The sequence below is a fragment of the Arthrobacter crystallopoietes genome (assembly GCF_017603825.1).
In the GTDB taxonomy this organism is placed as follows: Bacteria; Actinomycetota; Actinomycetes; order Actinomycetales; family Micrococcaceae; genus Crystallibacter; species Crystallibacter crystallopoietes_B.
This window is the reverse complement of record NZ_CP072014.1, coordinates 3,969,701-3,983,528: the sequence shown is the minus strand read 5'-3', so window position 1 is coordinate 3,983,528 and position 13,828 is coordinate 3,969,701. Positions and strand designations below refer to the sequence as shown.

Here is a 13,828-nt window from a genome sequence, read left to right as displayed (position 1 = left end):
CAAAGAACAGGCATGTGAATGACTAGTCTCCTGCTGGTTCCGTCGGAAGAAGCTATGCAATGACGTGGTACATCATCCGGCGGTTCCTCCAAATGATCCCCGTCTTCTTCGGGGCAACCTTTCTCGTATATTTCCTGGTATTTTCGCTGCCGGGCGACCCCATCCAGGCGCTGTTCGGCGACCGTCCGGTCAATGAAGCAGTTGCCGCCCAGCTCAGAGAGCAGTACAACCTCGACGAGCCCTTCCTGGTGCAGTATTTCCTGTACCTGAAGAATCTGGTCACCTTTAACCTAGGCAATGATTTCTCGGGCAGGCCGGTCGCCGAAGTGCTGGTCCAGATCTTCCCCGTGACGATCAGGCTGGCGATCCTGGCACTGATCTTCGAGGCCGTATTCGGCATCATTTTCGGCGTCATCGCCGGCCTGCGGAAGGGCAAGTTGTTCGACGGCACCGTCCTGGTGGCCTCGCTGGTCGTCATCGCCATCCCCATCTTCGTGCTGGGTTTCGTGATGCAGTTTGTGGTCGGAGTGAAACTTGGCTGGGCCAAACCCACGGTCGGCGGCGATGCGGGCTGGCTTGACCTGATCCTGCCGGCGATCGTGCTGGGGCTGGTGTCCTTTGCCTATGTGCTGCGCCTAACCCGAACGTCGATTATCGAAAACATGCACGCGGACTACGTGCGCACCGCGACGGCCAAGGGCTTGAGCCGGCAACGCGTCGTCGTCGTTCATATCCTGCGGAACTCGATGATTCCTGTGGTCACCTTCCTTGGAGCGGATCTCGGTGCCCTCATGGGCGGCGCGATTGTCACGGAAGGAATCTTCAATGTGCCCGGTGTCGGCCAGCGGCTCTATCAGTCCGTGCTCCGCGGCGAAGGGCCGACCATTGTGTCCATTGTCAGCGTGCTGGTGATGGTCTACATCCTGGCCAACCTGCTGGTCGATGTTCTGTACGCCTGGCTTGATCCGAGGATTCGTTATGCCTGAGAAACCCACTGAAAAGATCGAACACTACGTCGCTCCGCTGGATGAGACCCCGCTCCAGGCCACGGACAATGTGGCCGAGGACGTACAGCCGCTGAGCCTCTGGGCCGAGGCCTGGCGTAATCTGCGCAAGCAACCACTGTTCATCATTTCCACCCTGTTGATTGTCCTGATTGTCTTCGTGGCGGTGTTCCCCGGCGTCTTCACCCAGACGCCGCCCAACCAGAACTGCCTGCTGGCGAATTCCGACGGCGACCCGGCACCCGGACACCCGCTGGGCTTCACGCTCCAGGGCTGTGACGTCTTTTCCCGGATTGTCTACGGTACGCAGGCGTCCCTCACCGTGGGCATCTTCGCCACCCTGGGGGCACTAATTATCGGTGGAACCCTAGGCGCCATCGCAGGCTTCTATGGCGGCTGGCTCGACTCCGTGATCGCGCGTCTGGGCGACGTATTCTTTGCCCTGCCGCTGATTCTTGGCGCCATCATCATTATGCAGTTGCCGTTCTTCCGGGAAAACCGAAACGTCTGGACAGTGGTGATCACGTTGACGGTTTTCGGATGGCCACAGATTGCCCGGATCACCCGTGGCGCGGTCCTTTCCGTGCGGAACGCAGACTTCGTGACCGCGGCCAGATCGTTGGGCGTCTCCCGGCCCGCCGCGCTGGTGCGCCATGTCATTCCGAACTCGCTGGCGCCGGTCATCGTTGTGGCCACCGTTAACCTCGGCATCTTCATCGTCGCCGAGGCAACGCTGTCCTTCCTCGGTATCGGACTGCCGCCGGACGTGATGAGCTGGGGCAACGACATCTCCTCGGCGCAGGTTTCCCTTCGCTCGAATCCCTCCACCCTGCTGTGGCCCGCTGCCGCACTCTCCGTGACCGTCCTGAGCTTCATCATGCTTGGGGACGCGCTGCGGGATGCCCTGGACCCGAAGGCCAGAAAACGATGACAGTAATCAACGAAGCCAATAGCAACGAACCCCTGCTGGAGATCCGCGACCTGGCCATCAGCTTCGCCACGTCCACGGGCGAGGTGCAGGCAGTCAAGGATGCCCATCTGACAGTCATGCCGGGCGAGACGGTGGCCATCGTGGGGGAGTCCGGATCGGGAAAGTCCACGACGGCACTGGCCGCCATCGGACTGCTGCCGGGAAACGGCAGGGTCAGCGGCGGCCGGATTACCTTCGCCGGCGAAGATCTGACGGGGGCCAGCGGCAAGCGAATTGTGGAACTGCGGGGCAGTTCCATCGGCATGGTCCCGCAGGATCCCATGTCCAATCTGAACCCGGTCTGGAAGATCGGTTTCCAAGTACGGGAGACGCTGAAGGTCAACGGTCTCCCGGCCGGGCCTTCCGACGTCGCCAAGGTGCTGGCCGAGGCGGGGCTGCCGGACGCCGAACGGCGCGCCAGGCAATTCCCGCATGAGTTCTCCGGCGGCATGCGTCAGCGCGCGCTGATCGCCATCGGACTGTCCTGCCGTCCGCGGCTGCTGATCGCCGATGAGCCCACGTCGGCCTTGGACGTCACCGTGCAACGGCAGATCCTGGACCATCTGGAAACCATGACGGCGGAGCTGGGCACGGCGGTGCTGCTGATCACCCACGACCTGGGACTGGCCGCCGAACGCGCGCGGAAAGTGGTGGTCATGTACAAGGGCCGCGTAGTGGAATCCGGTCCCGCCCAAGAGATTCTGACCAACCCGCGCCACCCGTACACCAAGCGGTTGGTGGAGGCGGCGCCCTCGCTCGCTTCCCGCCGGATCCAATCGGCCAAGGCAGCCGGAATCGAGACCGGGGAGTTGCTCGCTCCGGCAGAGGCAGCCGCGGAAACGGCCGACAACGTTATCGAGGTCAGCAACTTGACCAAGGTGTTTAAGTTACGGGGAGGGTTCGGTAAGTCCACCGACTTCACAGCTGTGGATGACGTGTCCTTTGCGATCAAACGCGGAACCACGACGGCGGTGGTGGGGGAGTCCGGCTCGGGCAAATCCACCGTCGCCAGGATGGTGCTGAATCTCGAGGATCCGACGAGCGGGAAGATCCGGTTCGACGGCGTCGATATGGGCTCGCTCAAGGGCAAGGAATTGCTGGCTTTCCGCCGGCGGGTCCAGCCGATCTTCCAAGACCCGTACGGCTCGCTGGATCCGATGTACAACATTTTCCGCACCATCGAGGAGCCGTTGCGCGTCCACAACATCGGCGACAAAAAGAGCCGCGAAGCCAAAGTGCGCAAACTGCTGGACCAAGTGGCCTTGCCCGCCTCAGTCATGCGGCGGTTCCCGAACGAGCTCTCGGGCGGCCAGCGGCAAAGAATCGCCATTGCCCGTGCTTTGGCTCTCGACCCCGAAGTGGTGATCTGCGACGAAGCGGTATCGGCTCTGGACGTGCTGGTGCAGGACCAGATCCTGAACCTGCTGGCCGATCTGCAGCACGAACTGGGGCTGAGCTATTTGTTCATCACCCATGACCTCGCGGTGGTGCGGCAGATTGCGGATCATGTTTGCGTCATGGAGAAGGGCCGGGTGGTCGAAGCCGGCACTACGGATGCGGTTTTTGACGAACCTGAGCAGGAATACACCCGCGCATTGCTGGCGGCTATTCCGGGATCAAGTCTGGAGCTGCCTCCCCAGGTAGTCTGACCCGGATCCCACCTGAGTGGATGGCCGGACCGGGGCTGCGCGTTGTCCGCAGCCCCGGTTCGGCGTGCCCGGAAAATCTGCATTAGGTGAGGATTTGCCTGTACCGCTAGAATGTACATGCCCCCTTTTGAGGGCGCACGGCTGTGCATTGCGCCGTCCCTTTAGTTCTCCACCTGAATTGAGCCTTCTCGCATGTCTGAAACCACCACGTCGACGCAGAGCGCCGTCCGCAGCGACCTTCGTAACGTCGCTATCGTTGCCCACGTTGACCACGGTAAGACCACTCTGGTGGACGCCATGCTGAAGCAGACCGGGGCATTCTCCAGCCATGGCGATGTCGAAGAGCGCGTCATGGACTCCGGTGACCTGGAGCGCGAAAAGGGCATCACCATTTTGGCGAAGAACACCACCGTGTTCTACTCCGGTCCCTCCGCCAAGGGTGAAAATGTCACCATCAACGTCATCGACACTCCCGGCCACGCCGACTTCGGCGGCGAGGTCGAGCGCGGCTTGTCCATGGTAGACGGCGTCGTGCTGCTGGTTGATGCTTCCGAGGGCCCGCTGCCGCAGACCCGCTTCGTGCTGCGCAAGGCACTGGCTGCCAAGCTCCCCGTGGTGCTGCTGGTCAACAAGACCGACCGCCCCGATGCCCGCATTGACGGGGTCGTCGCAGAATCGATGGATCTGCTGCTCGGTCTCGCCTCGGACCTCGCCGACGAAGTTCCGGACCTGGACCTGGACGCCGTGCTGAACGTGCCGGTTGTCTACGCCTCCGGAAAGCTCGGACGCGCCTCGCTGGAGCAGCCGGCGGACGGCACGGCTCCCGACAACGAAGACCTGGAACCGCTCTTCGCCACCATCATGGAGCACATCCCGGCACCTACCTACGATCCGGCCGGTGTGCTGCAGGCGCATGTGACCAACCTGGATGCTTCCCCGTTCCTGGGCCGCCTGGCCCTGCTGCGCATCTACAACGGCACCCTGAAGAAGGGCCAGACTGTTGCTTGGGCCCGCCAGAGCGGCGAGCTGAAGAACGTGCGTATTTCCGAACTGCTGGCTACCAAGGGCCTGACCCGCGTTCCGGCCGAAGAAGCCGGCCCGGGCGAGATTGTCGCCGTCGCCGGCATCGAGGAAATCACCATTGGTGAAACCCTGACTGATGCCGATAACCCGCAGCCGCTGCCGATGATCACCGTTGATGATCCGGCCATCTCCATGACCATCGGTATCAACACCTCCCCGCTGGCCGGCAAGGTCAAGGGCGCCAAGGTCACCGCGCGCCAGGTCAAGGACCGTCTGGACAAGGAACTGATCGGCAACGTATCGCTGAACGTTCTGCCGACCGAACGTCCGGATTCCTGGGAAGTCCAGGGCCGCGGCGAGCTGGCGCTGGCCATCCTGGTGGAGCAGATGCGCCGCGAGGGCTTCGAGCTCACCGTGGGCAAGCCGCAGGTGGTCACAAAGACCATCGACGGCAAGACCCACGAGCCGATGGAACACATGACCATCGACGTGCCCGAAGAGTACCTCGGCGCTGTCACCCAGTTGATGGCTGCCCGCAAGGGCCGCATGGTCAACATGGCGAACCACGGCACCGGCTGGTGCCGGATGGAATTCATCGTGCCCGCCCGGGGCCTGATCGGCTTCCGTACCCGGTTCTTGACCGAGACGCGCGGCGCCGGCATCGCGTCGTCCTACGCGGAGGGCTACGAGCCGTGGGCCGGACCGATCGAGTACCGCACCAACGGCTCCATGGTGGCGGACCGCGCCGGCGTGGTTACGCCGTTCGCCATGATTAACCTGCAGGAGCGCGGTTCGTTCTTCGTGCAGCCGACCTCCGAAGTTTACGAAGGCATGATCGTGGGCGAGAACTCGCGCGCCGACGACATGGACGTGAACATCACCAAGGAAAAGAAGCTCACCAATATGCGTGCCGCTTCTTCCGACAGCTTCGAGAACCTGACCCCGCCGCGGAACCTGACGCTGGAAGAGTCCCTCGAATTCGCCCGCGAGGACGAGTGCGTCGAGGTCACGCCCGAGTCCATCAGGATCCGCAAGGTGATTCTTGACTCCAACGAACGGGCCAAGGCAAACCGCGCCCGCGCCAAGGCCTAAACTGGTCCTATGACTGAGCAGAGGCAACCCACGGACTATGGAAGTGGGTTGCCTCCGGCGTTTAAATCCCCGGATGCCCGGGAACCGGGAACCAGAGTACGACGGCGGCAACATCCGTTCGCAGGGTGGGGCACCGCCGTCGTTGGTGGCGTTATCGCCGCCGTGCTGGGCACCAATCTCCACGGCCGGATTGCCTATGCGGGGGACCAGGCTTACCCCTGGGGAGCGGTCCTGGCGCTGGTTTTCGCTTTCGCGGTGATGGTCTGGGTCGGCATGCGGGCGAATAATGTCCTCGCCACCGGCCTGACCGGCATGGTGACCTACCTGCTGGTGGGCATCATGGCCACCAGTGTCTTCGGGGACCCGCTCATCGTTACCGAGACCACGGCCGAGATGCAGCTGGGCATCGAACTCGCCGGAAAGATCTGGATGATCGGGCTGGCGGTCGCCGTCGTGCTGGCCATCATGGCCGCCGCCTGGGCGTTCAAACCGCGGCGCTAGTTGGCCGTACGGTCCACGTGGTGGGCCAGGAAGATCGACGTCGCAGTGCCGTCCTCATCCGCCGGGCGGCGGGCATACTCTTCCAGCACGGCGCGGATCTTGTCCATCATTTCCTTGCGGTTGGCATCATTGAGCTTGATGCCCATCCGGGTGGTTTCGATCTCGTCCGGGGCCAGCCCGTCGATCTCTTGCAGGAACGTCTCGACCAGCACGGGTGCGGCGTCGGGCATTTTGGCGCCCCAGGACATCCGGGTGGCCCGATACGGCACTTCTTTGGCTCCGCGGTTGCCCTTGCGCGGCTCTTCCGCTTCGAGGAACCCGGTGTTGAGCAGGGTCCGCACGTGGTGCAGCGAGGTGGCCGGATTCATCTCCAGCAGTTCCGCAATCTCCTTATTGGTCCGCGAGCGGTGCAGGCAGAGACGGAGTATGCGGAGGCGGACAGGGGAGCTGAGCGCGCGTCCGGTAGCTTGAAGATCCTGGTCCGATGGCATGTTTCCAGCATACGTGAGGCAGGGCAGATGATTGACGATCCCCAATCACAAGTCCGGACTCTGTGCGTAAAGCTACCGGGCCGGGTCGCGGGGTGCCCTCGGCGCCGGGGGAGGAGGCACTTCCTTCGCGGCCTCGACCCGGTCCAGCGGGACCACCACGTCGCCGCGGCGGGTGCGGACCGTGCACTCGGCGGTTCCGACGCTGGCCAGGTAGCCCAGCGCGTCCGTGACGCCGTCGTCGATGCGGTAGCGTACCACTACCCGGGTTCCGGGCGCGGCTCCTCGCAGGAAGTCCAAGGGCGTAGCCGATCTCACCCCTTCATAGTACGTGTGACCTCGGCCGCTGTTGGATAATGGACCAAGCGATACCCTTGGTGGTAGCTGACAACGAAAGGTGCTCAAGGACGTGACGTATGTAATCGCACAGCCGTGCGTGGATGTCAAAGACAAGGCGTGCATTGAAGAATGCCCGGTGGACTGCATCTATGAAGGCGAGCGTTCTCTCTACATCCACCCCGACGAGTGTGTGGACTGCGGCGCGTGTGAACCCGTGTGTCCCGTCGAGGCCATTTATTACGAAGATGACACCCCCGAGGAGTGGGCCGAGTACTACAAGGCCAACGTCGAGTTCTTCGACGATCTCGGCTCTCCGGGCGGTGCCGCCAAGATCGGCAACACCCACAAGGACCACCCGATCATCGCCGTGCTGCCTCCCCAGAACCAAGAGTAGGCATGGAAGGTTTTGGTCTCCGCCTGCCCGAGTACCCGTGGAACGCGATGCAGCCTTATCTGGAAAAGGCCTCGCTGCATCCGGACGGGGCAGTCAATCTCTCCATCGGTACGCCGGTGGATCCCACGCCGGCCGTGGTGCAGGATGCCCTGAAGGCAGCTTCGGACGCCCCCGGCTATCCCACAACGCACGGTACACCGGCGCTGCGTGAAGCCATCGCCGACTGGTTTGCCAGCCGCCGCAACGTTTCCGATCTGGATCCAGCGGCCATCATGCCCACCGTCGGTTCCAAGGAGCTGGTGGCGTGGCTGCCGCTGCTGCTGGGCCTGGGTAAGAACGACGTCGTTGTGCGGCCCGTGGTGGCCTATCCGACTTACGACATCGGTGCGCTGCTGGCAGGTGCCACTCCGGTTGCCGCGGACAACCTGGACGACCTCGAGCCCGACCTCCGCCGCCGCGTCAAGCTGGTGTGGGTGAACTCTCCCGGTAATCCCACCGGCATCGTCCGGAACCGCGAATCGCTGCGCGAGATCGTGGACCAGGCCCGTGCCATCGGCGCCGTCGTTGCGTCGGACGAATGCTATGCCGAACTGGGCTGGGGCCAGTGGGATCCCGAACGCGGCGGGGAAACCGTTCCCAGCGTGCTGGATCCGCTGGTGGCCCAAGGCAGCCACGAGGGGCTCTTGAGCATCTACTCGCTCAGCAAGCAGTCGAACCTGGCCGGCTACCGTGCAGCGTTCATCGCGGGCGACCCGGTGTTGATGCCGAACCTGATCAACAGCCGCAAGCATGCCGGCATGATCGTGCCGTACCCCATCCAGGAAGCGATGCGCACCGCGCTGGCGGACAACGGCCACGTGCAGGCGCAGAAGGATCTCTACCGCGGGCGCCGCGAACGCCTGCTGCCGGCCCTGCGGAGATTCGGCATCGACATCCAGCATTCGGAGGCCGGGCTGTATCTCTGGGGAACCGCGGGCGAAGATACCTGGACCACGGTGGACCGCCTGGCTCAGCTTGGTGTCGTCGTCGGGCCGGGGGTCTTCTACGGCGAACAGGGCAAGGGTTTCATCCGGGTTGCGCTAACCGGCAGCGATGAACGGATCGACGCCGCCGTGGAGCGGCTGAGCTGATTTTGATCGACTTGTGCGGTCACGCAAGCACGAATCCGGGCCTATGTTGCCTGCGTTAGTGACCAAAAAGTGACCGTACGATTAGTTATCCCGGGCACTATGCGGGTAGCGTTTTACCCGAGTATGCATACGTTCGGCGCCCCGATACCGCCGTGTGTGCGCTAGTTTCCATACACCTCCTGAAGGGGACTCAATGACTGAGCAATCCGGTGCTACCCTGCATTACGATGGCGGCGAACTCGACCTCCCGCGGCTCAAAGCGGCCGAAGGCAACGACGGCTACGACGTTTCGAAGCTGCTGAAGCAGACCGGTGCCGTCACCTTTGACCCCGGTTTCATGAACACCGCGGCCACCACCTCGGCCATCACGTACATTGACGGCGATGCCGGCATCCTGCGCTACCGCGGGTACCCCATTGACCAGCTGGCCGAGAACTCGAGCTTCCTCGAGGTTTCCTACCTGCTGATCTACGGCAACCTGCCCACCCCTTCGGAACTGGAAAACTTCGACCAGCGCATCCGCCGCCACACCCTGCTGCACGAAGAGCTCAAGGGCTTCTTCGGTGGCTTCCCGCGTGACGCGCACCCGATGCCGGTGCTCTCCTCGGCCGTTTCCGCGCTGTCCACGTTCTACCAGGACTCCCTGGACCCGTTCGACGACGAGCAGGTGGAACTGTCCACCATCCGCCTGATGGCGAAGATGCCCGTGATCGCGGCCTACGCGCACAAGAAGTCCATCGGCCAGGCGCTGCTGTACCCGGACAACTCCATGAACCTCGTGGAGAACTTCATGCGGCTGAGCTTCGGGCTTCCGGCCGAGCCGTATGAAATGGACCCCACGATGGTCAAGGCGCTGGATCTGCTGCTGATCCTGCACGCAGACCACGAGCAGAACTGCTCGACCTCCACGGTGCGTTTGGTGGGCAGCTCGAACGCGAACATGTTCGCCTCCGTCTCCGCCGGCATCAATGCCCTCTTCGGCCCGCTGCACGGCGGCGCCAACGAGGCCGTCCTCAACATGCTGCGCCAGATCCAGTCCTCCGACATGCAGCCCGAGGACTTCATGGAGAAGGTCAAGAACAAGGAAGCCGGCGTCCGGTTGATGGGCTTCGGCCACCGGGTCTACAAGAACTACGATCCGCGCGCCAGGATCGTGAAGGCAACCGCACACGAGATTCTCAGCAAGCTCGGCGGCAACGACGAACTGCTGGACATCGCCATGCGGCTGGAAGAAAAGGCCCTGGCCGATGATTACTTCATCGAGCGCAAGCTGTACCCGAACGTGGACTTCTATACCGGCCTGATCTACAAGGCCATGGGCTTCCCGGAGAAGATGTTCACGGTCCTGTTCGCCATCGGCCGCCTGCCGGGCTGGATCGCCCAGTGGCGCGAAATGATGAAGGACCCGCAGACCAAGATCGGCCGACCGCGCCAGCTCTACACGGGCGAGGGCGAGCGCCAGTACCCCATGCGCTAACCCGCAGTTGTGCAAAGCGCCAGGGCTCCGGTTGTCCGGGGCCCTGGCGCTTTAACGCTCGACCGGCGATTTATTGCTTGGACGACGGCGGCGGCAGTCCTCCTTGCGCTGGGAGGCTGCCGCCGGCGTCGTTGTTGGCTTTATGCCGTGGGGCTTTATTCGGCGTAGCCGTTGGGGTTGTTCTTCTGCCAGCGCCAGTGGTCTTCGCACATCGTCTCCAGCGTCCGGTGCGCGGACCAGCCCAGTTCCGCCAACGCGGCGGAAGCGTCGGCGTAGCTGATGGCGGCATCGCCGGGCCGGCGGTCGGCGAGCTCGTACGGAATCTCAAAGCCCGCGGCCTTGCCGAACGCCGCGAGGACTTCCAGGACCGAGGATCCGCGGCCGGTGCCCAGGTTCCACCGCCGCACGCCCGGCCTGCCGGCGATGAAGTCCAACGCCGCCAGGTGCCCTGAGGCCAGGTCCATCACGTGGATATAGTCGCGCACACCGGTGCCGTCCGGCGTCGGATAGTCGCTGCCGAAGACCCGCACCTTGTCGCGGCGGCCCACGGCCACTTGGGCGACGAATGGCAGCAGGTTGTTGGGGACGCCCGTAGGATCCTCGCCAATCCGGCCGGACTCGTGCGCGCCTACGGGATTGAAGTAACGCAGCAGGGCAACGTGCCAGCGCTCGTCCGAGGCGCCGAGGTCGGAGAGGATGTCCTCGATCTGTTCCTTGGTCCGGCCGTAGGGGTTGGTGGCATCCAGCGGCATCTTCTCCGTTAGCGGCACCTCATCGGAGTTGCCGTAGACGGTGGCGGATGAGCTGAAAACGATGGTGCGTACGTTGTGCGCTTCCATGGTGCGCAGCAGGTTGAGTGTGCCGCCCACGTTGTTGTGGTAGTAGTGCAGCGGCTGGTCCACGGATTCGCCCACGGCCTTCAGACCGGCGAAATGGATCACCGCATCGACGCGCTCGGCATCGAAGACTTCGCCGAGGCGGACCTCGTCGAGAAGATCCACCTTATGGAACGCGGCCTTCCGTCCAGCCAGCTCCTGCACACGGCGCAGCGATTCCTCGCTGGAGTTGGCCAGATTATCCACGACTACCACGTCGTGTCCCGCCTCAAGTAAGGCCAATGTTGTGTGCGAGCCGATGTAGCCGGTGCCCCCGGTGACCAGAATCTTCATGGCATCAAGCCTAGTAGCTGATGCCTAATGCGCTGACATTTTGCGGTGGTCGCCTGCCTCACCACGGTCTAGAGTGGATCTTAGGGCGGTTCGAAAGGATCTTGGTCTATGCATCACACCGGCGGGCCCGGGTGGCGGATAACAACCGACACCTCGGCGCATTTGCTTCTGGCCTTGTACTTGCATGATGTGGCCGGCCTGGACGGCGCAGGCTTGCCTGCCGTGTGCGGTGCTGATCCACCGGTCAGGAAAGCCGATCCGCGCCAGCTGACCGCGCATGTCGGCGGGACGCGGGCGTTGCGGCGGGAATGGGAGCAATGGTGGTCGCTCCTGATCCAGGAGGACCATGCCGCGGCAGAGGCGTTGGTGCCGCCTGCCTTCCCGGCCTTCGACGGCAGTCCAGCACTGCAGAAGCTGCTGCAGGCCCATTTCGGGGCGGCGATGAGCTGGTCCAGCGAGCGCGTGGCGGATTACCGCCAGCTGGCCGAGGAGCGCGAAGCCAGCGGCAAGACCAAACTGATCGGGCAGATGGTGCAGGACCGGGAAATGGAGCTGGGCCGCGATGCCCGCGGTTTCGAACTCAAGTTCATCGAACTGCCACTGCGGGAACGCCGCGCCTGGTATGTGGAACCTGACAAGGTTCTTCTGAACCAGTCCCTGATCGATGACGAGGGGGCGTACCGGAGCTTCATCCAGCCGATCGTTGAACTGCTCGTCTAGTCACGGCTACCGCTGGCCGGCTTCAGGGCCGGTCCGCCACCGTGATGACCACAGTTCCGGTTTCCGATCCGGCGGCGAGCCACTCGCCGTGGGAACGCTGCCAGCTCAGGCCGGCAAAGGACACCGAGTCGATATTGAGTTCCTTGGCTGACGCCACGGCCCATTGGGCTACCGCCCAACCTTTCCTGTCGCCGGCCTTCACGCGCAGGGTCCCGTCCTCGACCGCAGTTTCCAACCCGGGGTGCGAGACCTCCAGGGCGCCTTCAACCTCGACAGGGTCGCCCGCTGACTCGGCTTCCTTGAGCACGCAGTTCAAGGCGGCGGGGGAGTGGCCGGTCAACGCTGAGGCGAAGGCTTTGCCCTCGCCCTCATGGTCTGCATAGGCTTCGGGATAAGCGCTGCGCTGAACCTGCTGCGCTGCGACGGTAACCGGCAGGCTTTCGTAGTGGGGAATCTCTTCCAGCACCGAGAAAAAACGGTTGGTCGCATAGACCGGATCCATGACCTGCTCCTCGCTGCCCCAGCCCTGCGTGGGCCGCTGCTGGAACAGGCCGCGCGAATCCGGACCAGCGTCGTCTCCGTGCTCAATGTTGCGCAGCTTCGACTCCTGGATCGCCGTGGCCAGGGCAATCGAGGCAGCGCGGGCGGGCAGCCCGCGCTGCATGGAAATACCGGCGATGAGGGCTGCGTTGGCCGCCTGGTCCGGTGCCAGTTCAAAGGTCTCCGGACCCACCACAGCGGTGCAGCGCTCACGGACGAGCAACTGGGAACGGTCGATGGAGGTGGCAGCCAGCCAGAGGCCACCCACTACCAAGGCAAGCAGCACCAGCAGCACGAGAAGGCTGCGACGGCGCCGCCGTGAACGGGCCATTGTGGTTACACGTACCTTCTAGTTGGCGTGCAGGGCAGCGTTGAGCTCAACGGTCTGGCCCTTGCGGGGCAGGACTTCAACGACGCCGGAAATGGAGTTGCGGCGGAAAAGCAGGTTCGATACGCCGGACAGCTCCACTGCCTTCACCTGGCGGGCTTCGCCGTCGGCCGACAGCAGGTTGACCCGGGTGCCGGCGGTGACGTAAAGACCGGCCTCCACCACACAGTCATCGCCGATGCTGATGCCGACGCCGGAGTTGGCGCCGAGCAGGACGCGTTCGCCGATCCTGATGCGTTCCTTGCCGCCGCCCGAGAGGGTACCCATGATGGAGGCGCCGCCGCCCACATCGGAGCCGTCCGCGACTATGACGCCGGCGGAGATCCGGCCCTCGACCATGGACGTGCCGAGTGTGCCGGCGTTGAAGTTGACGAAGCCTTCGTGCATGACCGTGGTGCCTGCCGCCAGGTGTGCGCCGAGCCGCACGCGGTCCGCATCCGCAACCCGCACGCCGGAGGGCAGGACGTAGTCCACCATGCGCGGGAACTTGTCCACGCCATAGACGGTGACTGCGCCGCGGCGGCGCAGCCGCAGACGCGTTGCCTCGAAGTTCTCCGCGGAACAGGGACCGAAGTTGGTCCAGACGACATTGGCCAGCAGGCCGAAAATGCCGTCCATGTTCAGCGAGTTGGGGGTGACAAGGCGGTGCGAGAGCAGGTGCAGCCGCAGGTAGGCATCGGCCGTGTCGGCCGGGGCGGCGTCAAGCTCAATGCTCCGGCTGACCAGCTCAAGCCGGGTGCCGCGCTCGGCGTCGTCGCCCTGCTCTGCGAGGGACTTCAGTTCGGCATCGGTCTCAGCAGCGGCGGGAGCCTGGCCGAGGCCGGGAGCCGGGTACCAGACATCCAGAACGGTTCCGTTGGAAGCGACGGTGGCAAGGCCGGTGCCGTAGGCGGTACGGGAGACAGTTGCAGCGGTGTTGTTCTCAGGCATGCATTCAAGTCTAC

At 63.8% G+C, this 13,828-nt stretch carries 14 protein-coding genes; 9 read left to right on the top strand and 5 right to left on the bottom strand.

The annotated features are described in order from the left end of the window. The first annotated feature begins 59 nt into the window (after positions 1 to 59). The 5 genes from J5251_RS18230 (at position 60) to J5251_RS18210 (ending at position 6,239) form a co-directional block, all read left to right on the top strand. The gene (locus J5251_RS18230; RefSeq protein WP_208574793.1) at positions 60 to 986 is read left to right on the top strand and encodes an ABC transporter permease; all 927 of its coding nucleotides are present in this window, start codon (positions 60 to 62) and stop codon (positions 984 to 986) included. Then, on the top strand, positions 979 to 1,935 hold the full coding sequence (locus tag J5251_RS18225; RefSeq protein WP_139004727.1) for an ABC transporter permease: 957 nt from the start codon (positions 979 to 981) through the stop codon (positions 1,933 to 1,935). The genes J5251_RS18230 and J5251_RS18225 overlap by 8 nt, the downstream gene beginning before the upstream one ends. Further along, positions 1,932 to 3,623, top strand: a complete 1,692-nt coding sequence (locus tag J5251_RS18220) for a dipeptide ABC transporter ATP-binding protein (RefSeq protein ID WP_208574792.1) — start codon at positions 1,932 to 1,934, stop codon at positions 3,621 to 3,623. The genes J5251_RS18225 and J5251_RS18220 overlap by 4 nt, the downstream gene beginning before the upstream one ends. Before the next feature lie 192 nt (positions 3,624 to 3,815). Further along, the gene (typA, locus tag J5251_RS18215) at positions 3,816 to 5,738 is read left to right on the top strand and encodes a translational GTPase TypA (RefSeq protein ID WP_208574791.1); all 1,923 of its coding nucleotides are present in this window, start codon (positions 3,816 to 3,818) and stop codon (positions 5,736 to 5,738) included. A 9-nt stretch (positions 5,739 to 5,747) separates the two neighbouring features. Further along, positions 5,748 to 6,239, top strand: coding sequence for a hypothetical protein (locus J5251_RS18210; protein WP_208574790.1), 492 nt, complete (start codon positions 5,748 to 5,750; stop codon positions 6,237 to 6,239). Here J5251_RS18210 and J5251_RS18205 read toward each other — a convergent pair. Both J5251_RS18205 and J5251_RS18200 read right to left on the bottom strand, forming a co-directional pair. Next, positions 6,236 to 6,730 (bottom strand): ArsR/SmtB family transcription factor, encoded by a 495-nt coding sequence (locus J5251_RS18205; RefSeq protein WP_139004731.1) that lies wholly within the window; start codon positions 6,728 to 6,730, stop codon positions 6,236 to 6,238. The two genes, J5251_RS18210 and J5251_RS18205, sit on opposite strands and share 4 nt — an antisense overlap. Positions 6,731 to 6,802: 72 nt before the next feature. Continuing rightward, the gene (locus J5251_RS18200; RefSeq protein ID WP_240793009.1) at positions 6,803 to 7,045 is read right to left on the bottom strand and encodes a hypothetical protein; all 243 of its coding nucleotides are present in this window, start codon (positions 7,043 to 7,045) and stop codon (positions 6,803 to 6,805) included. A gap of 91 nt (positions 7,046 to 7,136) precedes the next feature. Here J5251_RS18200 and fdxA point away from each other — a divergent pair, with 91 nt between their 5' ends. The 3 genes from fdxA to J5251_RS18185 all read left to right on the top strand — a co-directional run bounded on the left by fdxA (position 7,137) and on the right by J5251_RS18185 (position 10,067). After that, positions 7,137 to 7,460 carry a ferredoxin gene (gene fdxA, locus J5251_RS18195; protein ID WP_139004732.1) on the top strand — a complete coding sequence of 108 codons (324 nt, stop codon included), beginning with the start codon at positions 7,137 to 7,139 and terminating at the stop codon, positions 7,458 to 7,460. Between the two features lie 2 nt (positions 7,461 to 7,462). Next, positions 7,463 to 8,590, top strand: a complete 1,128-nt coding sequence (gene dapC / locus J5251_RS18190; protein WP_208574789.1) for a succinyldiaminopimelate transaminase — start codon at positions 7,463 to 7,465, stop codon at positions 8,588 to 8,590. A gap of 193 nt (positions 8,591 to 8,783) precedes the next feature. Next, the gene (locus J5251_RS18185; RefSeq protein ID WP_139004734.1) at positions 8,784 to 10,067 is read left to right on the top strand and encodes a citrate synthase; all 1,284 of its coding nucleotides are present in this window, start codon (positions 8,784 to 8,786) and stop codon (positions 10,065 to 10,067) included. Between the two features lie 155 nt (positions 10,068 to 10,222). Here the strand turns inward: J5251_RS18185 and galE are convergent, their stop codons facing one another. After that, a complete protein-coding gene (gene galE, locus J5251_RS18180) occupies positions 10,223 to 11,236 on the bottom strand; it encodes a UDP-glucose 4-epimerase GalE (RefSeq protein WP_139004735.1) in 1,014 nt (337 codons plus the stop codon). 108 nt (positions 11,237 to 11,344) lie between these two features. On the opposite strand from galE, the gene J5251_RS18175 reads away from it, so the two are divergent. Further along, positions 11,345 to 11,956, top strand: a complete 612-nt coding sequence (locus J5251_RS18175) for a hypothetical protein (protein WP_208574788.1) — start codon at positions 11,345 to 11,347, stop codon at positions 11,954 to 11,956. Positions 11,957 to 11,978: 22 nt separating this feature from the next. Here the strand turns inward: J5251_RS18175 and J5251_RS18170 are convergent, their stop codons facing one another. Together J5251_RS18170 and dapD are read right to left on the bottom strand one after the other, a co-directional pair. Then, complete coding sequence (locus J5251_RS18170; RefSeq protein WP_208574787.1) at positions 11,979 to 12,827, bottom strand: hypothetical protein; 849 nt, start codon at positions 12,825 to 12,827, stop codon at positions 11,979 to 11,981. Between the two features lie 18 nt (positions 12,828 to 12,845). After that, entirely contained in the window at positions 12,846 to 13,814 is a 969-nt protein-coding gene (gene dapD / locus J5251_RS18165) for a 2,3,4,5-tetrahydropyridine-2,6-dicarboxylate N-succinyltransferase (protein ID WP_208574786.1), read from the bottom strand. Between the last annotated feature and the right edge of the window lie 14 nt (positions 13,815 to 13,828).